The 24,613-nt window shown below is 40.0% G+C and carries 28 protein-coding genes, 7 tRNA genes and 1 rRNA gene; 18 read left to right on the plus strand and 18 right to left on the minus strand.

Annotated features, from left to right (window positions below):
- The 8 genes from A8806_RS22140 to A8806_RS22175 all read left to right on the plus strand — a co-directional run.
- A 23S ribosomal RNA gene (locus A8806_RS22140) occupies positions 1 to 306 on the plus strand; the annotation flags it as partial.
- A 72-nt stretch (positions 307 to 378) separates the two neighbouring features.
- Positions 379 to 450, plus strand: a tRNA-Asn gene (locus tag A8806_RS22145).
- Positions 451 to 507: 57 nt separating this feature from the next.
- A tRNA-Glu gene (locus tag A8806_RS22150) sits at positions 508 to 579 on the plus strand.
- A 35-nt stretch (positions 580 to 614) separates the two neighbouring features.
- Positions 615 to 687: transfer RNA gene (locus A8806_RS22155), tRNA-Thr, on the plus strand.
- 28 nt (positions 688 to 715) lie between these two features.
- Positions 716 to 789, plus strand: a tRNA-Ile gene (locus A8806_RS22160).
- 13 nt (positions 790 to 802) lie between these two features.
- A tRNA-Asp gene (locus A8806_RS22165) sits at positions 803 to 876 on the plus strand.
- A 56-nt stretch (positions 877 to 932) separates the two neighbouring features.
- Positions 933 to 1,005 (plus strand) — tRNA-Val (locus A8806_RS22170).
- Positions 1,006 to 1,036: 31 nt separating this feature from the next.
- Positions 1,037 to 1,122: transfer RNA gene (locus tag A8806_RS22175), tRNA-Leu, on the plus strand.
- An 82-nt stretch (positions 1,123 to 1,204) separates the two neighbouring features.
- Here the strand turns inward: A8806_RS22175 and A8806_RS22180 are convergent.
- From A8806_RS22180 to A8806_RS22190, 3 genes are all read right to left on the minus strand, one after another.
- A complete protein-coding gene (locus tag A8806_RS22180; protein ID WP_109733362.1) occupies positions 1,205 to 2,461 on the minus strand; it encodes a tyrosine-type recombinase/integrase in 1,257 nt (418 codons plus the stop codon).
- Positions 2,454 to 3,290, minus strand: a complete 837-nt coding sequence (locus A8806_RS22185; RefSeq protein ID WP_278321137.1) for a rolling circle replication-associated protein — start codon at positions 3,288 to 3,290, stop codon at positions 2,454 to 2,456. The genes A8806_RS22180 and A8806_RS22185 overlap by 8 nt, the downstream gene beginning before the upstream one ends.
- A 174-nt stretch (positions 3,291 to 3,464) precedes the next feature.
- Complete coding sequence (locus A8806_RS22190) at positions 3,465 to 3,785, minus strand: hypothetical protein (protein WP_109733363.1); 321 nt, start codon at positions 3,783 to 3,785, stop codon at positions 3,465 to 3,467.
- A gap of 162 nt (positions 3,786 to 3,947) precedes the next feature.
- On the opposite strand from A8806_RS22190, the gene A8806_RS22195 reads away from it, so the two are divergent.
- Positions 3,948 to 4,364 carry a helix-turn-helix domain-containing protein gene (locus A8806_RS22195; protein ID WP_109733364.1) on the plus strand — a complete coding sequence of 139 codons (417 nt, stop codon included), beginning with the start codon at positions 3,948 to 3,950 and terminating at the stop codon, positions 4,362 to 4,364.
- A 171-nt stretch (positions 4,365 to 4,535) separates the two neighbouring features.
- Here the strand turns inward: A8806_RS22195 and A8806_RS22200 are convergent, their stop codons facing one another.
- Positions 4,536 to 4,856 carry a hypothetical protein gene (locus tag A8806_RS22200; RefSeq protein WP_181368827.1) on the minus strand — a complete coding sequence of 107 codons (321 nt, stop codon included), beginning with the start codon at positions 4,854 to 4,856 and terminating at the stop codon, positions 4,536 to 4,538.
- Between the two features lie 116 nt (positions 4,857 to 4,972).
- Here A8806_RS22200 and A8806_RS22205 point away from each other — a divergent pair, with 116 nt between their 5' ends.
- Positions 4,973 to 5,188, plus strand: a complete 216-nt coding sequence (locus A8806_RS22205) for a helix-turn-helix domain-containing protein (RefSeq protein WP_109733365.1) — start codon at positions 4,973 to 4,975, stop codon at positions 5,186 to 5,188.
- Between the two features lie 157 nt (positions 5,189 to 5,345).
- Positions 5,346 to 5,693 carry a hypothetical protein gene (locus A8806_RS22210; RefSeq protein ID WP_109733366.1) on the plus strand — a complete coding sequence of 116 codons (348 nt, stop codon included), beginning with the start codon at positions 5,346 to 5,348 and terminating at the stop codon, positions 5,691 to 5,693.
- A gap of 210 nt (positions 5,694 to 5,903) precedes the next feature.
- On the opposite strand, the gene A8806_RS22215 is transcribed toward A8806_RS22210, so the two are convergent.
- The 5 genes from A8806_RS22215 to A8806_RS22240 form a co-directional block, all read right to left on the minus strand.
- Positions 5,904 to 7,142 carry a tyrosine-type recombinase/integrase gene (locus tag A8806_RS22215; RefSeq protein ID WP_109733367.1) on the minus strand — a complete coding sequence of 413 codons (1,239 nt, stop codon included), beginning with the start codon at positions 7,140 to 7,142 and terminating at the stop codon, positions 5,904 to 5,906.
- A 111-nt stretch (positions 7,143 to 7,253) separates the two neighbouring features.
- Positions 7,254 to 8,024 carry a rolling circle replication-associated protein gene (locus A8806_RS22220; protein WP_109733368.1) on the minus strand — a complete coding sequence of 257 codons (771 nt, stop codon included), beginning with the start codon at positions 8,022 to 8,024 and terminating at the stop codon, positions 7,254 to 7,256.
- A gap of 112 nt (positions 8,025 to 8,136) precedes the next feature.
- Positions 8,137 to 8,637 carry a hypothetical protein gene (locus A8806_RS22225; protein WP_109733369.1) on the minus strand — a complete coding sequence of 167 codons (501 nt, stop codon included), beginning with the start codon at positions 8,635 to 8,637 and terminating at the stop codon, positions 8,137 to 8,139.
- A 443-nt stretch (positions 8,638 to 9,080) separates the two neighbouring features.
- Positions 9,081 to 9,467 carry a hypothetical protein gene (locus tag A8806_RS22235; protein WP_109733371.1) on the minus strand — a complete coding sequence of 129 codons (387 nt, stop codon included), beginning with the start codon at positions 9,465 to 9,467 and terminating at the stop codon, positions 9,081 to 9,083.
- Positions 9,468 to 9,816: 349 nt separating this feature from the next.
- Complete coding sequence (locus A8806_RS22240) at positions 9,817 to 10,047, minus strand: hypothetical protein (RefSeq protein ID WP_109733372.1); 231 nt, start codon at positions 10,045 to 10,047, stop codon at positions 9,817 to 9,819.
- A 155-nt stretch (positions 10,048 to 10,202) separates the two neighbouring features.
- On the opposite strand from A8806_RS22240, the gene A8806_RS22245 reads away from it, so the two are divergent.
- Positions 10,203 to 10,376, plus strand: a complete 174-nt coding sequence (locus tag A8806_RS22245) for a helix-turn-helix domain-containing protein (protein ID WP_181368828.1) — start codon at positions 10,203 to 10,205, stop codon at positions 10,374 to 10,376.
- Between the two features lie 223 nt (positions 10,377 to 10,599).
- Here the strand turns inward: A8806_RS22245 and A8806_RS22250 are convergent, their stop codons facing one another.
- On the minus strand, positions 10,600 to 10,992 hold the full coding sequence (locus A8806_RS22250; protein ID WP_109733373.1) for a tyrosine-type recombinase/integrase: 393 nt from the start codon (positions 10,990 to 10,992) through the stop codon (positions 10,600 to 10,602).
- Positions 10,993 to 11,025: 33 nt separating this feature from the next.
- Between A8806_RS22250 and A8806_RS22255 the strand changes: the two genes are divergently transcribed.
- Positions 11,026 to 11,160, plus strand: a complete 135-nt coding sequence (locus A8806_RS22255; protein ID WP_330405440.1) for a helix-turn-helix domain-containing protein — start codon at positions 11,026 to 11,028, stop codon at positions 11,158 to 11,160.
- Positions 11,161 to 11,309: 149 nt separating this feature from the next.
- Entirely contained in the window at positions 11,310 to 11,936 is a 627-nt protein-coding gene (locus A8806_RS22260; RefSeq protein ID WP_109733375.1) for a hypothetical protein, read from the plus strand.
- A 613-nt stretch (positions 11,937 to 12,549) separates the two neighbouring features.
- On the opposite strand, the gene A8806_RS22270 is transcribed toward A8806_RS22260, so the two are convergent.
- Both A8806_RS22270 and A8806_RS22275 read right to left on the minus strand, forming a co-directional pair.
- On the minus strand, positions 12,550 to 13,668 hold the full coding sequence (locus A8806_RS22270) for an AI-2E family transporter (protein WP_242996230.1): 1,119 nt from the start codon (positions 13,666 to 13,668) through the stop codon (positions 12,550 to 12,552).
- A 120-nt stretch (positions 13,669 to 13,788) separates the two neighbouring features.
- Positions 13,789 to 14,601, minus strand: a complete 813-nt coding sequence (locus tag A8806_RS22275) for a MerR family transcriptional regulator (RefSeq protein WP_109733377.1) — start codon at positions 14,599 to 14,601, stop codon at positions 13,789 to 13,791.
- Positions 14,602 to 14,740: 139 nt separating this feature from the next.
- Between A8806_RS22275 and A8806_RS22280 the strand changes: the two genes are divergently transcribed.
- The 4 genes from A8806_RS22280 to A8806_RS22295 all read left to right on the plus strand — a co-directional run bounded on the left by A8806_RS22280 (position 14,741) and on the right by A8806_RS22295 (position 18,040).
- A complete protein-coding gene (locus A8806_RS22280; protein ID WP_109733378.1) occupies positions 14,741 to 15,400 on the plus strand; it encodes a putative ABC transporter permease in 660 nt (219 codons plus the stop codon).
- Between the two features lie 113 nt (positions 15,401 to 15,513).
- Positions 15,514 to 15,993, plus strand: coding sequence for a MarR family winged helix-turn-helix transcriptional regulator (locus A8806_RS22285; protein WP_109733379.1), 480 nt, complete (start codon positions 15,514 to 15,516; stop codon positions 15,991 to 15,993).
- Between the two features lie 62 nt (positions 15,994 to 16,055).
- Positions 16,056 to 16,679, plus strand: coding sequence for a hypothetical protein (locus A8806_RS22290; protein ID WP_109733380.1), 624 nt, complete (start codon positions 16,056 to 16,058; stop codon positions 16,677 to 16,679).
- 56 nt (positions 16,680 to 16,735) lie between these two features.
- Positions 16,736 to 18,040, plus strand: a complete 1,305-nt coding sequence (locus A8806_RS22295; RefSeq protein WP_242996231.1) for a patatin-like phospholipase family protein — start codon at positions 16,736 to 16,738, stop codon at positions 18,038 to 18,040.
- Positions 18,041 to 18,064: 24 nt separating this feature from the next.
- Here A8806_RS22295 and A8806_RS22300 read toward each other — a convergent pair whose 3' ends face one another.
- The 6 genes from A8806_RS22300 to A8806_RS22325 form a co-directional block, all read right to left on the minus strand.
- Complete coding sequence (locus A8806_RS22300) at positions 18,065 to 18,718, minus strand: putative ABC transporter permease (RefSeq protein ID WP_109733381.1); 654 nt, start codon at positions 18,716 to 18,718, stop codon at positions 18,065 to 18,067.
- Positions 18,719 to 19,921 carry a glycosyltransferase gene (locus A8806_RS22305; RefSeq protein ID WP_181368829.1) on the minus strand — a complete coding sequence of 401 codons (1,203 nt, stop codon included), beginning with the start codon at positions 19,919 to 19,921 and terminating at the stop codon, positions 18,719 to 18,721. It abuts the gene before it with no gap.
- A gap of 36 nt (positions 19,922 to 19,957) precedes the next feature.
- On the minus strand, positions 19,958 to 21,793 hold the full coding sequence (locus A8806_RS22310) for an ABC transporter ATP-binding protein (RefSeq protein WP_181368830.1): 1,836 nt from the start codon (positions 21,791 to 21,793) through the stop codon (positions 19,958 to 19,960).
- Complete coding sequence (locus A8806_RS22315; protein WP_109733383.1) at positions 21,786 to 23,549, minus strand: ABC transporter ATP-binding protein; 1,764 nt, start codon at positions 23,547 to 23,549, stop codon at positions 21,786 to 21,788. Before A8806_RS22315 ends, A8806_RS22310 begins: the two co-directional genes overlap by 8 nt.
- A gap of 265 nt (positions 23,550 to 23,814) precedes the next feature.
- Positions 23,815 to 24,249 carry a MarR family winged helix-turn-helix transcriptional regulator gene (locus A8806_RS22320; RefSeq protein WP_109733384.1) on the minus strand — a complete coding sequence of 145 codons (435 nt, stop codon included), beginning with the start codon at positions 24,247 to 24,249 and terminating at the stop codon, positions 23,815 to 23,817.
- Positions 24,250 to 24,338: 89 nt separating this feature from the next.
- Positions 24,339 to 24,557, minus strand: a complete 219-nt coding sequence (locus A8806_RS22325) for a helix-turn-helix domain-containing protein (protein ID WP_109733385.1) — start codon at positions 24,555 to 24,557, stop codon at positions 24,339 to 24,341.
- Between the last annotated feature and the right edge of the window lie 56 nt (positions 24,558 to 24,613).

Genomic DNA, 24,613 nt, shown 5'->3' on the forward strand with positions numbered 1-24,613 from the left:
GTGAGACAGTTCGGTCCCTATCCGGCGTGGGCGTAGGATATTTGAGAGGAGCTGACCTTAGTACGAGAGGACCGGGTTGGACTGGCCGCTGGTGTATCTGTTGTCCCGCCAAGAGCATAGCAGAGTAGCCAAGCCGGGAAGGGATAAACGCTGAAGGCATCTAAGCGTGAAGCCCCCCTCAAGATGAGATATCCCATAACGTCAAGTTAGTAAGACCCCTTGAAGACGACGAGGTAGATAGGGCAGAGGTGGAAGTGCGGCAACGCATGGAGCTGACTGTTACTAATAGGTCGAGGGCATAACCAAACAGGGTGATAGGAAATGGATGGAAAAGATTCTTTGTATGCAGTTTTGAAGGTACACAGCTATAGTTAATATTCCTCGATAGCTCAGTGGTAGAGCATTCGGCTGTTAACCGAAGGGTCGTTGGTTCGAACCCAACTCGGGGAGCTTGTAGACCGTGAGCACTACTTACGGTCTATAAAATTGTTATGAATAATTAATTAAGGCTCCGTGGTCAAGCGGTTAAGACATCGCCCTTTCACGGCGGTAACACGGGTTCGATTCCCGTCGGAGTCATTTAGTTTTGGATATTTGGTGATTTAGTTTCATACGCCGATGTGGCTCAATTGGCAGAGCAGCTGATTTGTAATCAGCAGGTTATCGGTTCGAGTCCGATCATCGGCTTTGTTCCTTTATGGGACATAATACACGTGGACCTTTAGCTCAGTTGGTTAGAGCAATCGGCTCATAACCGATCGGTCCTGGGTTCGAGTCCCCGAAGGTCCACTTTTTTAAATAAGGCCCAGTGGCTCAGTTGGTTAGAGCGCCGCCCTGTCACGGCGGAGGTCGAGAGTTCGAGTCTCTTCTGGGTCGTTGACATCGGAGTAAAAAAGATGTATAATCTTTACCGATGGATAATTAAATAGCATGGGATCTTAGCTCAGCTGGGAGAGCATCTGCCTTACAAGCAGAGGGTCATAGGTTCGAGCCCTATAGGTCCCATTTTGCAGTATGTAATATACTGCAAAGAAATGCCGCAGTGGCGGAACTGGCAGACGCCCGGGACTTAAAATCCCGTGGGTAGTGATACCCGTACCGGTTCGATTCCGGTCTGCGGCATTAATTTAAAGTAAGGGAAACGTTGAATTTACAGCGTTTCCTTTATTTTTTTATCAAAAATGTTTGAACACCTTTGAACACTTTATGATGAAATACCAAGTTTCTGAAAAGCAAGCATATCATTCTTTCCTTTATTGACGTTTCGTAGGTAATGGAGTGTTGTGGCTGTCTCACTATGCCCCATTAAATAACTAAGGGTAGTGAGATTGTTTCCGTCAAAAGCAGTTGAAGCATTATAGAATCGAATTTTATGACTGGAATGATATGGAACTCCTGCTTCTTTACAATATTTCTTTAAACGGCGATTAAAACTGTCAGTAGTCATAATTGTACCATCGGGTTCAAAGACATATGTTCCGTTGGGATTTAACTCCTTTGCTTTATGAAGAATTTTTATCGCTTCATCTGTCAGAAATTGTTTGCGGAATCCATGAGAGGTATTTCCTTTCATTTGATTCACTACTTTTATCTCTCGTTTAGAAAAGGATAAATCATCGTTCAGTACACGTTCACAAGTTGCCTGTCTATGCAAATAAACAACTCTTTTCTCGTAATCAATATCTTCCCAACGTATTGCTTTTGTCTCACCTATACGGATGAATAAGTAAAAAGATAATTGTATGGCAAGTGAATACGGTTCAATAATACAATTCAAGTAATTCAGTAATTTGAATGTATCATCACGAGAAAATACATTATCACTTTGTATTTCAACTGGTTTATACGTGAATTGTTTAAAATTCACATCTGACACGGGATTATGTGATATAATTTCTTCTTCAATAGCATAACACATAATACCATTCAATACAGAACGTGCATTACTTATACGCTTATGTGTGTGTTCACGTTTTCTTGTGACTTCTCTAAAAAAGCGAATGAGAGTGATTGGTTTTATATCTCCTAGTTTCATTTTAGAAAGAGTTGTATCTTTAAAAAATTTATTCCATTCTGCAACGTATTCTTGAATTGTCTTTGCTTTAACCGATGTGTAATCACGCTTGTATAAGAGCCATTCCACATACAAATCTTCCAGTGTAATATTTGTACGATTTTCGATTTCCTGCTTTTCAATATAAAATCCTATGATTTCTTTTTCAAGGTTCTCTTTACTCTTTCTCTTAATTGGTCGGCGATTATTAGGTTTTGTGTCATCGGGTAAATATGTACGCCAACTTTTTTCAGATTCGGAGTAATAAATTTCATATATATGTTTCTCCAAGATTTTTTTGTTTGCCATAATTTTAAAATCTTTGAAGACTTCATCTGCTGACATATTAGCACAAGTGACGAGTGTATGCAATGACGTAATATCGGAAAAAGTAACAGGCTTATCCATCGGAAGTCCTCCTTCCGAGCCTATCACTATTCTTTTTTATTTTGACGTATATGACACTGCTGTCCTTTAGATATGAACCAGTTGAAACCAAAGATTTCATATCGTATATCTGCCGGGTGTATTCTTTTTGGAATACAATATTTTCCTGTGATAATTCTTTGAGGATATCCCCGGTAAGCATTAGCTTTTGCTCTGTTGGCAATTTTAGATTCTGCGACTTGAAAAATGCTTTTTTCTTGTGCTCTTTTAATTCAAGGTCTTTCCCAAAATATTTACTAAGATAACGACCTCTGTTTTCTTTACTGTCGACATCAATGCGGTTTATTTTGATAAACCCATGTGTCCATAAATCTTGTAGCTTTTCCTTTGGTAGATATGGAAAATCAAAGAAAATAACATGGTAGTGGATTGCTCCACGCTTCTGTTTCTCCCACGTTGCAATATATTTCAATATTTGAACTTTGGTTTGATATAAGTAGTAATTTAATCGTTGTATAAAATACTTAAATTCTTTGTTGGTAATTGTAATATCTTGAATGTTCTCTTTAAATGTCAGCGTTAAAAATTTGGTCTTGTCATCAAAATTGCAGTCAACAATACGGGCGATTTCCCAACGGGTCTGCTCGTAGTGCTTCTGTTTCCGCTTTAGGCTGTCATACTGTTTGTGAGCCGACATTTCATCAAATGTTTTGCGTTTGCTTGATCCAGATAAATCTGTTTCTGTAGGTGTATGACTATAGATTGGATTCTCGTAAAAATATACTTCTTTCGTTGTAGGAGTTTCAATGATTTTCGTATTATATACAAAACAGTGGTTTGTTTTGTCCACGAAATTCACCTCTTATCCTATTTGGTTATGTACTAGATTTCTGTTACAATTTTTCGGAAGATGTTGTTTTATATATCAAGTATAGATAGAACGAACTCTTTCCCTAATGTGGCGGCAGATAGTCAGCACCTTATGGCGTTGCCCGGCACTGACTATCTGCCCTCACCTATGGGACTATTTCATTCCTGCTTTCTTGATATTAGCAGCTTCCGCTTTTACAGATAGACGGCCATTATATAAACTTGCCCATGTATGTAGTCCGTCAAATGAAACCGGCACCTGTCCTTTTTGCTCTAATTCCTCATTGAAAACAAGCTGAGTGGCATTTCTCACGCCGACTTTGATTTTCTCAAATTTCAGTTTTGGAAAGAGAACCGTATAATAATAGCCTACTTTCTCTTTTGAAGTGTAGTCAATCCATTCCGATACTTCGACTAATTGAAATTGCTCTTCCAGCTTGTCCGGGTTTAAAATAAAATCAGTTCCTCTAATCAATAAATTTGACCTCCTCAAAATATTTGATTATCTGATATTCAGATATTTATTATAATACAGCATAGTAAAAGCAGTGTCAAGAAAAATATCTAAATATCCGATAAAAAGATTGACAGGGAAAACATATTGAAATATAATGTGCTTAGAAATGGAGGTTTGGGAATGAATAAAATAAAAGAGTTGAGAAAAGAAGATAATATCACCGTTGCAGAACTGGCAAAACAATTAGGGATTTCACAAAGTATGCTGACAAACTATGAAAACGGCAATGGAACTCCAAGGGATGATTCCATATGGGAAAAGCTGTCACAGATATTTGGAGTAAGTAAAAGCCATGTTATGGGATTGACTACAGATATTGACGTGGTTCACAGAAAGAAAAAATTCAAAGCGGTTGTGGATATGTCCGAACCCATATCAATACAAGTGGAAAATCAGACAGATATTGACATATTGACAAAGTTGGATTTACTGGATGATGAAGATACAGACAAAGTGTTGGACTTCATAAACAATCTTCTGACAACAAAGAAGTATGAGGGGATCGAGAATAGTCCAATCGAATATGTGGCGAAATAACGGAAGTATTCTAAACCGTCCACTTGCCCAGCCGACCCGCCGCCCTGTTAGGAACCGTCGCTCTGGGCATCCTTCGGAACGTTGATTTTTGAAAGAACACGAACAAGGAATAAGCATACCTGGAAGATATGTAGGGAGTAGCAGACAGCACGATTGAGGAAGTGTTGTCTGTTATTTTTCTGCCTTGTCATATTCAATGATAACTGTCTTAAAAGGCTGTTCTCCGTAACGGATAAGCCGTGCGGAATAATAGAGATTGATTTCAAGTGTGGTAGGTGTTCCGTTGATTTTGTTATGTTCTGTTTCAATTTTACGGATAGTATTATCAATCCCCCAATACTTGTAAACAATAACGGCTAGTTCTGTATCTCGTGTACCATAATTGCTAAATGACATACTGTTATGGACATAATAATCGGGCAGACTGATATAATAGCAGATTCCAACAAAGAGACAGAGCAATAATAGTACGATTATAACTTTTCTTTTCATGTGTATATACCTCTCTTTTTTTTAATTCCACAAAGGGATAACTATATAGTACCTCACTATATAGTGAATTACTACATAAAGATTTATTAAATATACTTTGTGTAGGGGTGATGCATATGGATTATGGACATTTAGAATTAAGGATAGAAGAACTGTTGAAAGAACGGGGAATCAGTAAGAATACTGTTTGCAAAGAGTTGGATATTCCGAGGTCAAATTTTAACAGATATTGCAGAAATGAATTTCAAAGACTGGACGCTAATTTAATTTGTAAGTTGTGTGACTATTTTGATTGTGAAGTCGGTGAGTTGATTATTTATGTAAAAGAATAGGGTTATGCCGTTGTACTTGCATGGAACAGGTAAATAGTTGGGTATCTAGTGGACTTTAAAAGTCACAGATACCTTTACTTTGATTGATTCTTTTATAAAATTGAATTATACTGTGTGTAGTGAGGTTTAGACAAATTGGAATTTGTGGAGGTATTTTATGTTTAATGAAATATGCATATATGAGGCAAAACTGACCAAGTTAGATGAAGTCGAAGAACTGATGAGGGAAGTAGCAGAATTTTACTTGGAGCAAGATGGTGTTATTGATGTACACTATATAAAACGTACTCACCGACAAAAAGATTTCAATGCAGTTAAAGAGGGAGAATTACCTGTTCGTCTTACAAGAAATGTAGGTAAGGTAACATATGTCTTGTATTGGGTGCTGGAAAATGAAGAAGCTCATGCAAGAGTTGGAAAACTTGGTATAGAAAAATTCTATAAACGTTGGAATAGGTGTTTAACCACAATGCCCAAAATAATCTTGGGTGAGAATATTGTTTGATTTACAAATTTTCATTTGTTGAATAGAAGTGTTTGAACACTTTTTGAACACCTAGACCGTGATGAAGTCCTCAAAGCCCCTTTCTATCAGTATTTGAGATTGGTTAAAACGGTTCGATTCCGGTCTGCGGCATTAAGTGAAAGTAGAGGAAACGTTGATTTTACAGCGTTTCCTCTATTTTTTTGTTTTATAAAGTTTGATTACACTTGATTACACATCCAATGCGTCAACCATTATACTAGCAGCTTTTGAATCAGCTTTTTTCTGGCGGATATAGTGAAAGGTAGTACGGGTATCACTATGACTCAATAAATTAGAAAGCTGGTTTACAGGCATTCCGCTTTCATACAGCTTTGTTGCTGTTGTAAACCTAATTTGATGACTAGGACGGTATGGAATGTTCAATGGTATACAAACTTTTTCCTTTAAATAGCGGTTAAATGAATCTGCATAAAGTGGTTTTCCATTTTTCATAAAAAGATACTTTCCGTGAGGGTCATTAGATATTGCTTTATTCACAATGTCTAATGCTTTGGGGGTTAAGGGAATTTCCCGAAAACCATCATCTTGATTTCCTTTTATTCGTTCTTCAACTGTATAGTAAACTGATCCGAAAGTTAAATCATCATTCATAATTTGATTTTTCCTTACAGAACGATTGATGTATAGGATATTGTTTTGTATATCGCTTTTTTCTACAGCAATCAATTCACCAATTCTTAAACACAAAAAAAGTGCTAACTGTATGCAGTAAGAATAAGGATCATCAACACATGATAAAAATTTCAATATTTTTTTTCGTTCGCCATCCGTATAATTTTCCTTACGAGAATTAGACGGCTTACATCGAGTATGAAATTGCGTATAATCAACATCTGGCATGGGACTATGTTTGATGATTTTAAGGCGTATAGCGTGTTTAAATACGCCATTAAGGACACTTTTGACGTTCGTTAGGCGTTTATAAGTAATTGCATGATCCTTTGTAATTTCAAGGAAAAAATCTTCAATATCAGTAAAGTCGATTTCAGTGATTTTTTTCTTAATTAATATGTTTGAAGATAGAAAACGTTTCCATTCATTAAAATTTTCCTTTATTGTTTTGGGATCAGTACCAGTATCTCGTCTCCACTTCATCCAAAGTGAAAATAAATTTTCAAGGTTCAGATTTTGCACATCGTTTGCCTTTGCTCTCTGCTTATAATCTTTAATAATGGTTTCATGTATTTTAGATTCAGTAGATTTTGCAATCTGCCGTCTACCATTATTTTTTGTTTCATCTGGCAAGTAAGTATACCATCTTCCATTTGAGCCTTGGAATATGCGATATGGATGTTGTTCAATAATTTCATTATTTTTCATCGTTTCAATGTCGTTCAGAGCATCTTCTACCGATATATTATATTTTTTTTCAAAGTATTGCAATAATAACTTTTCTGTATCTGACATAATTAATATTACGTCAAGTATCTAGGTTTTGAGTATTCTAAGTTTCTAAGTATTCTAAGTTTCTAAGTATTCTGAGTTTCTAAGTATTCTGAGTTTCAGTGACACTATCGGTTATTCCTTTCTTATTTTTATGAAATCGACACTGTTTATTTTCATTCCTTGATAGCTTTTCATGTCATAAAATCCAGTATCTATTATTTGTTCCATATTTTCAAATATAATGTCCTCAGGTGTTTCAGTAGTAAATCTTTTCTTTATAGTAGGTTTATCCAGATTTCGAGAACAATATATTTTACGAGCTGTGTTCCGTTTACCATTTTCATGCTCATTTAGTATATCTTTGGTTATGTATTTGAAACTATACATGATCTGTTTTAACTTTTCTTTTTGCTTGATATGTTCGATATAAACAAATCCTTTTCCCCAAAGCCTTTCTAATTCCTTTACTGGAAAATAGCCTAAATTACAAAGAAAATGAAAGTGATATACGTTACCACGTTTTTTTTGTAATTCGTGTACAGCAATGTATTTAAAATTTTTTCCAACTTTATATTTTACCCGTTTCAAAAAGAGATCCCATTCGTGTTGCGCTGCAGAATAGTCTGTTACAGGATCAGAAAACGTTAATGTTATAAATGTATTTAGATCATTATGAATTGCTAAATCAGCTAAATAGTATATTTTACGGGTATAGTAATTTTTTCTCCGTTTATCACTAGAGATTTTGTCGCGCAAATCCATTTTATCATAAGTTGTTCTAACATTTATTTTTTTACTGGAGGAAGTTTTAGAATATGGGGGGATTCCATACTCTATAGGATTTTCGTATAACTGTATCTCTTTCTTGTGTTTCCATTCAGTAATTTTTTTGTTATACTCCATATGTATCTCCAAATTTAAAATCTCGTATAATAAGCGTATATATCAAGTAAATTTGTTGAGCCAGCTTCGCTGCCGACACAAGTGTCGGCAACTCCACCGGCTCAACGCTATATTACCGCTTAATTTTTTTTGCTTTTAGTTCTTGAATCAGAGAACATCCCTTCTGATTTAGTGGAATCCAAACTTCAAAAAAATCATTTGTTAAAGCTTGAAAATAGACTTTTTTCCAATCTATTCTCACACGGCGTTGGATTCGGTAGAAGGTAGATAAGGAACGTGCGATTGCTCTCTGTTTGTTTAGTTTTGATTTTTCTGCCACAATAGACGTGAATGACAGGAAATCAATATTGATGACTAGTACACCATTTAATTCATCTACAAGGCAACCTAACAGATCAGGTTCGTGAACTAAGCTTCCTAATGTTTCAAGCCATAATTCTGCTTCTTCAAATGTGAGTATCAGATTATGATTCACAGTGGGGCGCCATCCCAATACATAGGCAAACAATGTCAGAAAGTCCTTAATACCGTCCTTTATTGATTTTTTATTTTGGATTTTTTGAAATATAAATCCACCAACTAATATAATTAATAATATTACAATAATTATCATGTTATCCTCCTGTATCTGCTTTCAGAATCGTCTGATTATATCCGAACTTTCTGAAGTGTCAAGGGTTCGCTTCGCCGTTCCGCCCTTGACGCTTCAGCCAGTTCAGATTTAAATTAATCAATCCCGAAAGCGAAAATGTGCTTTGTTAACGAGTTTCAAAACTAAAAGGTAAGACATGCTCAACGGAATACCGATTATAAAAATGACGGCGAGAAAAGGAAGTAACGGTATAAAAATTACCTTCAAAAAACATTTCCCATATGGAGTGTAAAACCAGTCCGACGCTTCTTTGCTTGGGTTTTCATTTTTGTAAACTAAAGATAGCTGCCACCCTAGAACCACTAACCATAGAATTGTTAAAAAAATACAAAAATAAAACGGATCCATCCATTTAAAGTGATATATTATTTGGATGTTGGTCAAATAAGCCAGAAATTTTTTCATCATAAGCGTGCCACCACCTCTCCTGTAGATCGGTTTACAATGGTGTAACCTTCAGCTTGGAAGTATACGTTACGACGCGCGTCGATGTAGCTGATCTTCAGATTTTGGAAGGTGATTTGATAATCATCATCGTCCAGAATTTCGGCTTTAATTGGAAGCTTTTCCTCCAAAACCTTTACGGAAAAGCGGACTTTTGATAATTCGCTGTTTCCCTTTGGAATTTCTACCTCAAAACGATTGCTTTCCTCTTTTTCAGGCAAAATGTTACCATCACTGTCTTTCTTGTCTTTGGATCGGTGTTCGATTCCGATTAGATCGTGCTCGATTTCGGTAAGCGCATTTGCGATAACCTGAAGTATTATTGAATACATATTTTTCAAAGCCATATGGCCTCCTTTGCGACCTTCCCGCGGTGAAAGTCGACTTGTTTATTTCAGCTGATAAGTATAATTTAGCACTTTTTCGAATAAAATCTATTGACAAAATGAATGAGGAAAATAGGGGATGAATTGTTCGAATTTTATTAAAAAGAACCAGGAGTATAAGGAAAGACATGGGTATTTGTTACCCTTGGAATAAGGGGAGTTTTTTAAAGTAGTTAAAAGATATTAAAAAGATATGGGTATTGGCTTCACTTGAATTTTATCCTTTGCACAAAACATATGTTCTTGAAGAAAAAATAAATTTTAAGCAAATAAAAGCAGAATTGTGTATGCAATTCTGCTTTTAAGAATTTTATACCCCTTCAAAGATTGACGTAAGAAATTCGTATATCCGTATTCTTTCAAAAAGTTTACGCCTCATTCGTTCATAATCTTCTTCTGTCAAATTTAGCTGAATATCTTCTACTTTCTTTATTTCAAGTTGTGTCCATTCCTCTGCGACTTCTGGATTGGCGTTAATAAAAGCAGCCAGATCTTCTATAGCTAGTTGTGATGTTGCTTCTTCATATTCTTCAACTGTCATTTAAATGCTCATCCCTTTCTATTGTATGTATATTTCTAGTATACATCCTTGTGATCACGTTCACAATATCCGTATGCTTATTTTATCCATATAATATAGGAATAGAGCGAAGGGTGGTGAGAGCAATTATAGATTATAGTCCGTTATGGGATACGATGAAAAAGAAAAATTGTTCTCAGTATAAGTTGCTAAAAAGTGGAATTGATAATAAAACTTTAGATTATTTAAAGAAAAATAATAATATAACTCTTTTAACTTTAGAAAAGATCTGCCGTATTTTAGAGTGTACGCCAAACGATGTTGTAAAGTTTATAGAAGTAGAAAAATAGAGCAACCTTTTAGAAGAGGTTGCTTTTTGATTACATATTTGATTACACTTTTTAGAAGAAGCTCTGAACCCTCCTTTTTATCAGCGTTTTTTTGTTAGCCGGATTGTTCGATTCCGGTCTGCGGCATTCATGGAATAGCTTCAAGTGCTTATAAATAAGGCATTTGAAGTTTTTTATTTTTTAAAAAAGTTGTACATTTTTGTACAGTGGACAAATTACAAGTTTACGCAAGAATTTTTGACATCTGCTGAATATCGTTATCTTGTACACGCTGACCGATATAATGTTCTGTCATGGTTAAGGTTGAATGTCCAAGCAATGGCTGTATGTCAATGGCTTTGACTCTTGCATCATATAACATGGACGCACCAGTAAACCTGATTTTGTGGCTTGACAGATAAGGAATACCAACCTTATTGCAATATTTTTTAAGTCTTCTGTTGAACGTGTCTGTAGTCAGTGGTCTACCGTAGTGCATGTAGATAAGTTTACCAGTGGGATTTAAAGTTTTTATTTTACGAAGAATGTTTAAACCCTCATCAGAAATAAATTCTGTTCGTACACTGTAGTCTGGATTGCCTTTAGGATCTTTCAATACCCTGCATGGCTGACTCAATGTCAAATCGTCCTGCCATACACGTTCTTCGAGTTGGATATTCCAAGGTCAAATTTTAACAGATATTGCAGAAATGAATTTCAAAGCTTGGACGCGAATTTAATTTGTAAGTTATGTGATTATTTTGAGTGTGAAGTTGGCGAATTGATTTGCTATCTAAAAGAATAGCAAGCGGTTGTTGTTGAGATGAAATAGATAGAAGGGTATGCGGAAATGTGAAAGTCTCTTATAACTTTTTGGATGTACATTTTATAAAATAGAATTATACTGTGAGCAATGAAAGTTTAAAAAATTAGAAGTGGTATTAGGGGGCAATTATGAAAGATGAAGTGATATACTTGTTTACAGATGTTGGTGAGTTTACTTTAGACTCTTTTATGCCAGATGGGATTATAAAAGATTTACCTATTATCGGTCCTGTTTTTGAATTGGTAAAAATAGGTAAAGATATTCATGATAGAATTTTTGTGGAAAAAATTAAGAGTTTTATTGAGAACATAGACAAAAATCAGAAATGGAAAGAAAAATTTAGTGATGAGGAAGAGTGTAATAAGATATCAAAACAACTCCTGTATATAGTTGACTCATGTGATGATGATAATAAGCTGAGACTAATTGGAATAGCATTTAATTATTTAGTAAATGGAGAAATAAGCAAGAATGTGTTTTTTTATACTGTTAATATAATTTCAAAATCGTTTTATCCATTTTTAAAAATACTATTAGAAATCGATGAATCCGATGAGCGTTTCAAAAACGATGGAACAAAGTATGATTATGCTGGGATAACACATTTGTTAAATATAGGTGCATTAGATTTTGACGGTCAAACGATGGCATCGTTTAACTCCCAAACGGGTAAAATAGAATCACTACCATCTGTAATAGTGGCATTAAACGGATATAGCGATTTTTTAAGGGAACTTTTAAACAAGATGCATTAATGTCATCTATCCATTTTGGAGTACTCCATAGTAGAGATTAAAATATCTATTTAAACTCTGTTTGCCACGGAAACAATAATATATTTTTATACCAATAAATTTAGGGTTATAGATGAGAATTCTTTGAACACTTTTTGAACACCTAGACCGTGATGAAGTCCTCAAAGCCCCTTTCTATCAGTAATTGAGATTTGTTAAAACGGTTCGAATTCGGTCTGCGGCAGATGTAAAAGGCTTTAACCATAAGGGTTTGGCCTTTTTAATTTTCTATTCGATATTTTTCTTTAATATCAAGCATCCCTCCATTTTTTCCAAACATCCCTCCTGTTTTTAAGACTGATAGTTTGCAAGAATTGCATTTGCAGACTCTTTGATATATTCTTAAATATACTGTGTGTTTTTAACCAAAAAGAGTAGTTAGGTCTTTCTCTTTGTCGAGATAGATTATATTTTGTCGAGGAACAGTGGGCTCATCACCTTCACAAATTTTGCACTTGATAACCCCCAAATTTGGAGATGTACCTCCCACTTTTAATTAAGAATGCACTGGTAAACGGACGGTTTGATGAAGACCTGTATTGGCACGGTAAAGTTGATTGTATATATGAATGCTCTACATCTCTTTTTGGAGAGGCGCCCTGTTCATCAACTTCTTGTTGGTATTATCACGAATTAATTGACAGAGCACTGCTACCAGTGGGATAAAAAATATAATGCCCGGCAGGCCGAACAGTTTTCCCCCAATAAGGGCTCCGATCAGCGTCCAAAGAGGGGAAAGTCCTACGGAGGTACCCACTACATGAGGATAGATAAACTGGTTTTCTATAAATTGTACAACAAAATGCGTAAGAATGCCGAGCAATACCTTGTTTGGCGCTACCAGCAGTGTTAAAAATGCACCGATAAAGCCAGCGGAAAAGGCCCCCACGATAGGGACAAAAGCGGATAGACCAGTTAAAAAGGCAATCAGGCCGGCATAGGGCAGACGGAGCACACTATAAGCCATAAGAATCAGGCAGCCCAGAAGGATTGCCTCCACACATTGCCCGGATAAAAATTTTGTGAAAGTGTTTTGAACCAGAGCCGCAATGTGAAAAAATTTATCTGCAATCTGATTTGGCAGATTGGCCGTCATCAGCCTTTTTGTCTGCCTTGCCAAAACCTGTTTACTCAGCAGGATATACACAGAAATGATTATGGCAAATACGGTATTGGCTATCCCGGAAGCAGTAGCGGATACAAGATTTACCGCTGAACCAAACAGTGCACCGGCACTGTTCGAGAGTTGGTCCCAATCAAAGCCTGCAATCCATTCCGAAAGTTCGGTAAGATCTACGGAATGCTCTTTAAAGTAGGATATCCATTCCGGCAGCCTTTCCTGAATCAGAGGCCAAATGCTTTGCACAGACTTCACCAGTTCGGGAATCACCATCGTTGCCGCAAGAGAAATGACCAATATGATACAAACTAACGTCAAAATCAGGCTGAATACACTCAGGAGATTGCCGTTTGGCTTTTTCTTTGCTTTTGAAAATACCCGGATAAAAAGATTTTCAAATCCTTTCATAGGAACATTTAGCACAAAGGCAAGTACCATTCCCAACAGGATTGGAAAAACAAGACTGACGATTTTTAATAAAAAAGACCCAACTGCCTGCAGATTCATGGCTGCGGCATATAAAAGCACACCAAAAGCGATAAAGCATAGAGTTTTTTTTGTTTGATGCATCATGTGTATGATTCCTCTTTCTTTCCTCATTTTTTTAGAGTCCTAGTTCGGATACTTGTAGTATAGTCCGAAATAGGACTCATGTCAAGAAAGTTGATAAAAATAGGATGGATTTCCTGTTACTCAGCTGTTTATTTTCACTTCAATTTTGATCAGGCATTGCTCCCGGCTGCCAGTGGTCAGCTCATCCAGCGGATATTCCTCGTAAGCATCTCCGTCCATCTGGAGTCCCTGCTCCTCAAGAAACGCAAGCAGCGGGCGGTAAAAGGTTTCGCTCATAGCTTCAGGGTACCGGCGGTAAAGCACTGCGTAGGTTCCCACACTTTTCCATGCATTGTTATTTTCACTGACCTTGAAGTAGCATCGGGACGGGTTTGGCCAGGGGCTTGACGCCAAACACCGCCGGGGTACCACTGTGCCCACGGGAAAGTTGATGTTTATGCCGTGATTCTTAGCATAGGTAAAGGCCGAGATCATATTATCCCCATAAATACCTTCCGTATATATGGTTCCGTCCGTGAGAATGGGGCAGAGGAAAATTGGCTCCCGTTCTCGTTCCACTAACATGACACGATCCTCCTCACAGGACAGCGCTTCCTCGGTCATGGAACGGCGCAGACGCATAAGCGCCTGAATGGACTGCAGTCGTTTTATTTCTTGATCAATATTGGCATCCTTCTCCTGAAAAAATTTAATCATCCGCTCGGGTGACCGCTCGCCAAGGTAGTTTCTGATATCTTCCAGTCCCACGTCGATACTTCGCAGGCCGCTGATGAGGTTGGCCAGTTCAATTTGGCGGAATCCGTAATAGCGATAGCTGTTCTTACCCCGGTACTCTGGGGAGAGAAGTCTGATCTTGTCATAAAAGCGCAGCAGCTCTTTGCTGATGCCTGTCAGCCTGGAAAATTCTTTGATGGACATAAAGGAATCTTGCATTTCTTCACCTCTTCCTTTTGGGAAAAATTTTATAGGTTATTTATAAATCGGTCATTGACATTAGAACGATTATAAGGTTTAGAGTAGCATTGTTGCAAAAATATTACAAGGTTATAATTCCAAGTTCAAGGAGGCCGATATGAAACAAAAACTGATAGATGCCCATACAAACTATTCCAATATGTTTTGGTTGTTCATGATCGGAAATATCCTTGGTGTTATTTTAGAGGGGATTTGGTGCTTCGTCCGGAACGGCCGTTGGGAAACCCATGTTGTTACCATATGGGGGCCGTTTTGTCTGATTTATGGGGTAGGTGCCGTGGGCGGTTACCTTGCATCAGCCCTGTTATCTGATAAAAAAATACTGACTCAGTTTGCAGTCTTTGCAGCAATTGGTACTGTTGTGGAGTACGTCAGCAGTATGCTTCTGGAATACGGACTACACATGCGGGCGTGGGATTACAGCAGGCATTTTGGAAACATCGCAGGACGGGTCAGCCTGCAGATGGCTCTCATATGGGGGGCGCTGGGCGTTTTGTTTTCGTACTTTCTTGTCCCGCAGCTTCAAAAACTATTTGAGTTGATGCAAGGACGGCTGTGGAAAACGGCTACAGTCTGTATGACCGTGTTTATGAGCATCAACATAACCCTGACTGCCATATGCCTTGTTCGTTGGAAGAACCGCCATGAGGGAGCTTCCCCGAGAAACTATATGGAAACATTCATTGATGAATCGTATCCCGATCATACGATGGAAAAGAGGTTTTGTGAGTGGAGTTTTTTAGATGAAGAAAACTGAGACAGGATGAATGGTTATAGCTAATATACGAAACCAACATAACCTAGTTTTCTATTGACATAGTACGAAATCGGACTTATACTAAGAAATATGAGAGCGGGAGGTAAAGTGGGATGGAAGAGAAAGATTTGGTATTGGAATTTAATTCTGTATACAGGGAACTGAATGATCTGTATCACGACATTGCATTGAATATAGGGATACCAGATAGTGCATTTATTATTTTCTATGCAATATTTAAAATAGGGGATGGCTGCTTGCAGCGGGATATATGTAAGCAGTCTTATACAAATAAGCAAACGATTAATTCAACCATACAGAGACTGAAAGCGGATGGATATCTTTTTTTGAAACAAGGAAAGGGACGTGACAAACATATTTATCTGACAGAACGTGGAACACATTTTCTAAGGGAGAAAATCGCCCCTATGGTTATGGCTGAAGAAAAGGCCTTTCTGATGCTTAGTATAGAGGAACAAAAACAATTTTTTTCTATTTTTTCAAAATATGTAGTATCCTTTCGCAGAAAAGTGGATGAAGCATTTATCGAAAATAAAAATATCCAAGAGCCAGACACAAAGACGCGGAGATGATACACATGAAAATCGTAGGTTTCGTTTTTTTATAAACATAGTCATTTTAAGGAGGGATACATTTGCCTACAGAAAAATTTATTCACTTGGAGCTTCATAAGAGGAACGCAATCCTGAAAGGGGCATGTATGGCGATTGCAGATAGTTCATGTTATTTGCATTCTGGCAGCAAGCTTGCTGCCAGAATGCAAATTTCCGAATCAGACTTTGATTCGTACTTTTATGATATGCGTGACCTTTTATGCTGCCTGTTATATTATTTGTTTGATCGTGTTCTGGACGATTTTTTGCTTTCTCTTCAGGCGGAAGGTGGAAATTTTCAGGAGGCATGTATCAGAAATATCCGTGAAATGAAGAAAACGGGAAAATGGGAGCTGTACGCTTCCATATGTGAGAGATTTGTTTATGAAACCTACTATCAAAGGCTTGCTGCTTATGCAGCTGAGCGATACTATGAGACAGGAAAAATTACAAAGTTTATAGAAACATGTCACGGAATGCTTGATCCTGCGAGGTACGGTGCATTAGAACAGGAAAAACTTAAAAAAGGAATGAAGTTTGTTCTGGATATAGTTCTGTACGGACTTGTGACATGTGAGGCGGATGACACAGATGAGGAGTGGGAGGCGTTATTATGCCGGGTGCGGTCGATTGGCCAGGGGTTAGAGCGTCTTTCGTCAGAATAGGAAGAGGAACGAACCATTTATACTGTGATTCAAGACGAAAGGAGACAGGTATCTTAATGAAGCGTTATGTTCTGGATGATTGTAAGACAGCTTTAGTTTTGGGAGGAGGAGGTTCCCGCGGTTCTTATGAAATGGGTGTCTGGCAGGCACTACGGGAGATGGATGTTGATATTCATATAGTGACAGGAACATCTATCGGGGCAATCAATGATGCCGCGATTGCACAAGGTGACTATGATATGGCAGTGCGGCTGTGGAACAGCATTGAAACCAGCAAAGTGATCGATGTCCCCATCAATGAGGATGCTCCTCTGGAACGGAAGGTAAGGGAAACCTACCAAAATTTTTTGGTCAATTTTTTAAAAAACGGCGGAACCGGAGTGGACTCCTTGAAGGAAACACTTGCGCTTTTTCTAGACGAACAGAAGGTAAGAGCTTCTTCTGTGACCTATGGATTGGTTACGATTGAAATGGATTCTAAAATACCCCATGAGTTGTTTATTGCCGATATCCCACAGGGTAAAATGATTGACTATATTCTGGCAAGTGCTTCTATTTATCCGGCATTTAAGCCCCATTCAATTAATGATGTGCGTTATGTGGATGGCGCATATCACGACAATCTGCCTGTTAAAATGGCACTTGATAAAGGTGCAGTAAATGTTATAGCGGTGGATCTGGATGCATTTGGTGTGGTAAATAAAGAGACGCTTAAACTTGCGAAACGCTCTCTTTATATTAAGAGTTATTGGAACCTTGGTCCAACGCTGGTGTTTGATCACAACACTATTCAACGGAATATCCGGCTTGGCTATCTGGACACCCTGAAAGCTTACGGTGCATATGAGGGATATGCGTACACATTTCTCCCTGGTTTTTGCAAAAAAATCATGCCGCAATTTACAGGCTGTCTGCCTTTGGAAGATTTTCTGTATAAAAGCGGTGGCGGTATGTTTGACCAATTGTTTCTAAATAGTCTGCATAAAATAATGGAGGAACGAGGGGAGCAGAAAAACCATGATTATGAAGCAGCACTTGTCAGTGCCGAACTGGCAGGTGAGATATTTGGGATGAATTGTACGGTTATTTACACATATGAGGTATGGCAGAAACGGCTGCGCCAGTGTGTTGCCCAAGTACCACTGCCCAATGTGCCCAATATGGCAGAACCAAATCTATTGGATGCTGTAATTGAAAGTGCACAAACGATGGTCAGTAAACAGTCGCGTACAAAACAGGCGGCAGTTATGATTAGAGAGATGCTGCGAACAGAAGCGACAATACGTCCGTCTGGCAGTTTGACTATGTCGCCTGAAACCTTTTTAGCCGGGCTTTTTCTTGCAGTCACAAATGTACTGTAAGAATAGTTCTCTTGATTTCTTGATTCACTTGTAATCCTTCTTTTGTTCTGCCATTTTGTAGGGGGAATGCCTCATGCTGGGATAAAGTTTCTGCATCCGTTCATTAGGAAATCTTTGATCCAGCCAGATATCCATCTGTCCGTCTGGTTTGTGCCCGGTCAGACGTTTTCGCCAACGTCCCACGGCCAGCGCTGAAAGCCATAAGTCATAGGCGAGAAAAACGTTTAAGGCAATGACTGCCGGGGCTTTGACTGGGAATGGAATCTGGGCAAACAGCCTGAACAGAAAGGGCTGTATGCCCCTTATATAGGCGATACCCAAAAATCCCCAGAAAATCATAAACCGAAGACTGGTACGTCCTCCCAGCAGGGAAAACCGCTGTCCGCTGTATTCCCAGGAGACTGTACCGTACATGGTTTCCTGTACATAGCTGCAGACTGCCTCAAACAATCCGCCTAAGATGGCGGAGCTTAGGAACAGCCCCCATGCATCCGGCAGGCGTGACAACAACGTGGTCATCAGAACAGCGCCTATACCATATATCTGATTGAAAGGTCCATATACCACGCTTTGGCGGCGCATGAGTTTTCCCGTTGTCAGATAACAGTAAATGGTCTCAATGACTACACCGAGAATACTGCCTACAGCAAACAGCAGCAAAATATCTAGCACTTTCATCTATTTCACTTCCTCTTTCCACGCATTTAGACTAGCCGGCCTGCACGTAGCAAGGCGCAGGTAAATTGCTTCCATTTGTCTTGCCAGTCCGGTGGGATGCAGCCCTTTGACGGAATTGGCAGTTGAGGCCTGCATACGGGCCTGACCTACATGACTGCTGTTCCGGAAACGCAGAAGGATAGCTGAAAATTCTTCTGCGGTGCGGAAAACATAACCATTTACCCCCACTGTCACCTGTCCGGGATTCGCTTCATCCAGCCTCTGTAAAACCGGCAGCCCCATAGACATGGCTTCCAGCATGGAGATAGAGTTGACTTCGGAGCGGGAAGCAGTGGCATATAAGTCACTGCAGGCATACACTTCCCGAACAGACTCATGGGGCACAGCACCGGTAAAGATGACAGCGCTGCCTGCATTCAGACGCCGTGTCAGCTCCTTCAGTTCAGACAGGGCGGGTCCGTCCCCGATAAGGAGAAGTTTTAAATGCGCCTCTTTTTGGCGGCATTGTGCGAAAAAGCGGATTAGCACATCCACACTCTTCTCCTGACCAAGCCGTCCGCAGAAGCAGATTACGGTATCATCGTTTTGAATATTGTAAAATTGACGAAGCATCTTCACAGTGACGGGATCTGTCCTGTCCCGTGAGAACTGCTCCAGTTCCACTGCGTTGGGGATGACCTCAATCTCGCGTTTCACGCCGCAGTGGTGCAGAAAATCCCGGGACTTTACAGAGGGACCGATGATGGCATCGGCCTGGCTGGCAAAATAACGCAAATACCGGTGAATCATCTTACGGACAACTGGCTGGAGAGTGGGAGAGGCAACATAGTGGAGGTAATCATCCCACATGGTATGCAGGGTGTAAATAAACGGAATTTTTAATTTCCGGGCAGTCTCCAGACCGGTAGAACCGATGCCAAATTCTGTATGTGTATGGGCAATGTCTGGAGAGAATGCCTGAATCAGCCGCATTCTCTCCAGATTGTAGGAAGGGGCCATGCCATATCCGTACAAATCTTTCAACTCCGCGGCGGGGCAGCGCAGTACTCCTTCCTTCATATGGCATACTTCCGCCTTTGGGTCCGCCGTGACCACCAAAACCTGGTGGCCCAGAGCCTCCATTCCCTCCTTTAAGGTTTTTACGTGGGTCGCCACACCGTTGATCTGGGGGAGGTACGTTTCGCTGAATAAGGCAATTCTCATTTTCATCATCCTTTCTGAATATATCCGATTCCTGTCTTAAGCAACCTCAAACTGGCTGTTATAAAGCTCCGCATAAAATCCGCCTTTTTCCATCAGTTCCATATGACTGCCGCTTTCAATAATATCACCGTCTTTTAACACTAAGATGATATCAGCGTTTTTGATAGTAGACAGCCGGTGGGCGATGACGAACGAGGTACGGCCCTGCATCAGCTTATCCATGGCATTCTGAATCAGAGCTTCTGTTCTGGTATCAATGGAGCTGGTGGCTTCATCTAAAATCAGCATAGGGGCATTATCAATCATGGCCCGGGCAATAGTAATCTGTTGGCGCTGGCCTGCCGAAAGGCTGATTTTATCGTTGATTACTGTGTCATACCCTTTTGGAAGAGTCCGGATGAAATGGTGAAGCCCTACGGCCTTACATGCCTGTTTGAGCATTTCATCGGTCACATCCTGCTTGTTATACACGATATTTTCCCGGATGGTTCCTTCAAAGAGCCAAGTGTCCTGTAATACCATGCAGAAGAGGGAATGGACCTGCTCCCTTGTCATCTGGCTGATTGGAACGCCGTCAATCAGGATTTCTCCACTGTTTATTTCATTGAAACGCATCAGCAGATTGACTAAAGTCGTTTTCCCTGCGCCGGTGGGGCCTACAATGGCAATCTTTTGTCCGGGACGGGCTTTAGCAGAAAAATTATGGATGATAATCTTATCAGTGCCCTCATAACCAAATTTTACGTTCCTGAACTCCACATGTCCGGTAACGGTCTGAGGCTTTATATTCTTATGACTTTCGTCTGCCATTTCCTCTGCATCCAGAAACTCAAAGACACGTTCACCGGCAGCAACCGCCATCTGCAGCCCCTGTGCCAGCTGGGCAATCTGTGTGAGCGGCTGGGTGAAATAGCGCACATACACCAAAAACGCTACGATTACTCCAAAGGAGATATGGCCTTTCAGAGCTAAAGCGGCGCCCACCACAATAACTGCCACATAACCCAGATTATCGACAAAGGTCATGACGGGCATCATCAGCCCGGAGAGAAATTGGGCCATATAAGTGCTCTTGTTTAGCTTTTTATTAAGACTCTTGAATGGCTCATACATCTGCTGTTCCGCGTTGTAGGCTTTCACAATGGTGTGTCCGGTATAGGTTTCTTCGATGTGACCGTTAATTTTTCCCAGATATTTCTGCTGGTTGTCAAAATGTTTCTGGGATTTACTCATGATGAGCATCATCACTAAAAAGCCAAGGATGACTGAAGCAATGGCTGTGACAGTCATGACCCAATTGGTTTTAAACATCATAATCAGGGAACCTGCCAGCATAGTGGCAGATGACACAAGGGTAGTCAGACTGTTGTTCAGGTTCTGTCCCAGAGAGTCTACATCATTGGTGATGCGGGAAAGGATATCCCCGGTGGTGTTTTTATGGTAAAACCACATGGGCAGACGGTTGATTTTCTGGCTGATATCTGTACGCATTTTCTGGGAGATTCTCTGGGTGACTGTTGCCATGATCCATCCCTGTATGGTGTTTAAGATTGTACTCAACAGATAAAGAACAACCAGAAGAATCCCGATTTTGGCAATGCCGGACATATCAAGGTTTGTCATAATACCATCGGTTATGAGATTGGTCATATCCTTGAGTTTTTCAGGGCTGACAAGAGCAATTACAGTTCCTGCAATCGCAGTGGTCACTGCCATAATGATGATGGCTATATACTTTTTGGAATAGGAGAGCAGGGCCTTTACTGTTTTTTTGGTATCCTTTGCTTTTGGGACGGTTCCTCCCAGTCCAGAAAAATCAGAGACTTCCATCTCCGGTGCAGCCTGGTTTTCCGTAATTTTATCATTATTCATTCTCTAATTCCTCCTTTGAAAGCTGGGAATGGGCAATTTCCTTATACAAGTCACAGGATTGCATCAATTCCCGATGGGTTCCCATACCGGCAATCCTGCCTTCTTCCAGAACGATGATCCTGTCGGCATCTTTGATAGTTCCGATTCGCTGTGCAACAATAATAATGGTGGCGTCCGCTGCCCTGCGGCGCAGTTCTCTTCGCAGAATCTTATCGGTTTTATAATCAAGGGCAGAAAAACTGTCGTCAAAAATCAGGATTTCCGGGTCTCTTGCGATGGCTCTCGCAATGGAAAGACGCTGTTTTTGACCACCGGAGAGGTTGGTGCCCCCGGGGGCAATATAGCTTTGGTAGGAATTCTCCATATTTTCTACAAAATCCCTGCTCTGGGCAGTGGTGATGGCAGAAACAACCGCCTTTTTGCTGACACCATCGGTTCCATTGGAGCCAAAGGACACGTTGGAAGTCACATCCCCTTTGAAAAGAACGGCTTTCTGGGAAACATACCCAATCTTATTACGCAAAGCGGCCTGCGTAAAATCTTTTACGTTGATGCCGTCTACATAGACGCCGCCTTCCGTGGCATCGTAAAATCTCGGTATCAGGTTGATGACGGTACTTTTTCCGCAGCCTGTGGCGCCGATAAAGGCAACCGTCTCCCCTTTATTGGCCTGGAAACTGATATCCTGAAGTACATAGTCCTCTGCGTCCGGATAGCGGAAGCTTACATGTTTAAATTCCACCCGGCCGGGTTCGGCGGTATGCAGCTCGTTAATAGTTCCGTCCCGAAGGGCAGGGTCTGTCTCAAGGACTTCGCAGATACGGTTGGCAGATACGCTGGCGCGGGGAATCAGGATTAAAACCATTACCAGCATCATGAATGCCATGAGCAATTGAATGGCATAGGAGGAAAACACCATCATATCTGAAAAGATCTGCAGCCGCTCCATTACCGCTGCCGATGAAATCAGTACAGCGCCAATCCAGTACACAGATAAGGTCAGACCATTCATAATAAGCTCCACCGAGGGCATCAGCGCGGCCATCAGGCGGTAGGAAAACAGGTTGGTGTTTGTGAATGCGTCATTGGCCTTTGTAAATTTATTCTCCTGATATCCTTCTGCGTTGTAGGCGCGGACAACCCGGAGCCCGGTGAGATTTTCCCTGGAGACACGGCTCAGGTCATCGGTCTGCTGCTGGAGCTGTTTGAATTTGGGAATTGCCAGGGCAATCATGACCACCGATACAACCAGCAGGGCTGCCACGGCAATGCCGGTAGCCAGAGACCACTGCCATCCTTTGTCTAAAATCTTCACAATGGCCCACACAGCCAATATGGGAGATTTAATCAGAATCTGCAGACCAATCACCACAAGCATTTGGACCTGCGTGATATCGTTGGTAGTTCTCGTAATAAGGCTGGGTATGGAAAAGTTGTTAATTTCCTGCATGGTGAACGATTGGACTTTTTTAAATAAATTAGTCCTCAGGCGGGAAGCCAGGTTGGTGGATATCCGGGCTGCAAGCCCGGCGATGACAACAGAAACCACAAGGCTTCCGGAGGCCAGCAGCAGCATTCTGCCCCCGGCGGCTAAGATTTCTTTCATTTCGCTGCCGGGTGTCTGGACAAGCTCTGTGATATCACCCATGTATTCCGGCAGTGTCAAATCAAGCCATACCTGTACGATGATGAGTCCCAGACATATGGCGGTAAAACCCCATTCTTTTTTGGTTAAATTTTTCAGTATTTTGATCAAGCTGATTCCTCCATTCTAAATAACAGGACTTACAGTTTTCAGTTACGTCGGCCGGCGGTTCTGATTTACTGTGCAGTGTCGTATGGGACACAGTTTAAAATAAAAAGTATCCGATTTCGGACTATTGTATTATAGTCCGAAATCGGATACTTGTCAAGTACTGACAGAACAAAAAAAGAGCCGCATACCAAAAGATGGTACTGCGGCTCAATGAAAAGGAAGGGTTCACTGCCTTTCTTCTTTACATGATTTGCTTTTTCATTTGCTAGATCTCCTCATCCAATAAAGTAATGTATTTTGCCAGAAGGTCTGTACAAAGTTGAAGCTGCTGGGGAGATATTTTACCAATGGCCTGCTGTTCTGCATCATAAACTTTTAAAATGACGTTCTCTCCGAATTTTTGCCCGGATTCCGTCAGGCGGATGACCTTTTTATTCCGTGTACCCGGTATTGTTTCAAGATACACATGCCCCCTTTTGATCATTCCAGACACCACGGAATTGACCGTCTGCTTTGGAATAGACCACATTTCACATATACTCTGCTGTGACGGTTCTCCCTCCAGAGCAAAAAGTGCATACCATACCCAGAATTCGTTATCGGAAATATCATGCTGGCTGGCTGCCCGGTGATAGATTGCATTCAATTCTTTAAACTGCTGATTGAATATTTCAAATAATTTTTTGCTTTCTTGCTGCATCTGCGATTCCTCCCCTGAAAATAAAGTTATTTATAGTTTAGTCCGAAATCGGATACACGTCAAGTATTTGATAAGATATAAAGAAGTATTTATTTATTAATTTCTTTTCTGTCAGTTCTGCATAATAGATAATCAACGGAACAATTGTAATAATCTGCCAATGAAATAATGATGTCCAGAGGCAGTTTTCTATTACCAGATTCATAATGTGAATAAGCACGCTGACTTATATTCAGCAGTGCAGCGATGTCTGTCTGTGTTAAATCATTATCTTCTCTTAGATTACGTATACGCTCAATATTAACCATTTTCGCACTCCTTTAAAAGTATTATATGAAGAACAAAATGGTCTATTGTGCTTTAG

Source organism: Faecalicatena orotica (genome assembly GCF_003149245.1).
Lineage (GTDB): Bacteria > Bacillota > Clostridia > Lachnospirales > Lachnospiraceae > Faecalicatena_A > Faecalicatena_A orotica.

Bases quoted from the DNA above. Each gene is read 5' to 3' on its own strand.
- A8806_RS22180 (WP_109733362.1), bottom strand. From the start codon at position 2,461: ATGGATAAGCCTGTTACTTTTTCCGATATTACGTCATTGCATACACTC.
- A8806_RS22195 (WP_109733364.1), top strand. From the start codon at position 3,948: ATGAATAAAATAAAAGAGTTGAGAAAAGAAGATAATATCACCGTTGCA.
- A8806_RS22200 (WP_181368827.1), bottom strand. From the start codon at position 4,856: ATGAAAAGAAAAGTTATAATCGTACTATTATTGCTCTGTCTCTTTGTT.
- A8806_RS22205 (WP_109733365.1), top strand. From the start codon at position 4,973: ATGGATTATGGACATTTAGAATTAAGGATAGAAGAACTGTTGAAAGAA.
- A8806_RS22210 (WP_109733366.1), top strand. From the start codon at position 5,346: ATGTTTAATGAAATATGCATATATGAGGCAAAACTGACCAAGTTAGAT.
- A8806_RS22215 (WP_109733367.1), bottom strand. From the start codon at position 7,142: ATGTCAGATACAGAAAAGTTATTATTGCAATACTTTGAAAAAAAATAT.
- A8806_RS22220 (WP_109733368.1), bottom strand. From the start codon at position 8,024: ATGGAGTATAACAAAAAAATTACTGAATGGAAACACAAGAAAGAGATA.
- A8806_RS22225 (WP_109733369.1), bottom strand. From the start codon at position 8,637: ATGATAATTATTGTAATATTATTAATTATATTAGTTGGTGGATTTATA.
- A8806_RS22235 (WP_109733371.1), bottom strand. From the start codon at position 9,467: ATGGCTTTGAAAAATATGTATTCAATAATACTTCAGGTTATCGCAAAT.
- A8806_RS22240 (WP_109733372.1), bottom strand. From the start codon at position 10,047: ATGACAGTTGAAGAATATGAAGAAGCAACATCACAACTAGCTATAGAA.
- A8806_RS22245 (WP_181368828.1), top strand. From the start codon at position 10,203: ATGAAAAAGAAAAATTGTTCTCAGTATAAGTTGCTAAAAAGTGGAATT.
- A8806_RS22260 (WP_109733375.1), top strand. From the start codon at position 11,310: ATGAAAGATGAAGTGATATACTTGTTTACAGATGTTGGTGAGTTTACT.
- A8806_RS22270 (WP_242996230.1), bottom strand. From the start codon at position 13,668: ATGATGCATCAAACAAAAAAAACTCTATGCTTTATCGCTTTTGGTGTG.
- A8806_RS22275 (WP_109733377.1), bottom strand. From the start codon at position 14,601: ATGCAAGATTCCTTTATGTCCATCAAAGAATTTTCCAGGCTGACAGGC.
- A8806_RS22280 (WP_109733378.1), top strand. From the start codon at position 14,741: ATGAAACAAAAACTGATAGATGCCCATACAAACTATTCCAATATGTTT.
- A8806_RS22285 (WP_109733379.1), top strand. From the start codon at position 15,514: ATGGAAGAGAAAGATTTGGTATTGGAATTTAATTCTGTATACAGGGAA.
- A8806_RS22295 (WP_242996231.1), top strand. From the start codon at position 16,736: ATGAAGCGTTATGTTCTGGATGATTGTAAGACAGCTTTAGTTTTGGGA.
- A8806_RS22300 (WP_109733381.1), bottom strand. From the start codon at position 18,718: ATGAAAGTGCTAGATATTTTGCTGCTGTTTGCTGTAGGCAGTATTCTC.
- A8806_RS22305 (WP_181368829.1), bottom strand. From the start codon at position 19,921: ATGAGAATTGCCTTATTCAGCGAAACGTACCTCCCCCAGATCAACGGT.
- A8806_RS22310 (WP_181368830.1), bottom strand. From the start codon at position 21,793: ATGAATAATGATAAAATTACGGAAAACCAGGCTGCACCGGAGATGGAA.
- A8806_RS22320 (WP_109733384.1), bottom strand. From the start codon at position 24,249: ATGCAGCAAGAAAGCAAAAAATTATTTGAAATATTCAATCAGCAGTTT.
- A8806_RS22325 (WP_109733385.1), bottom strand. From the start codon at position 24,557: ATGGTTAATATTGAGCGTATACGTAATCTAAGAGAAGATAATGATTTA.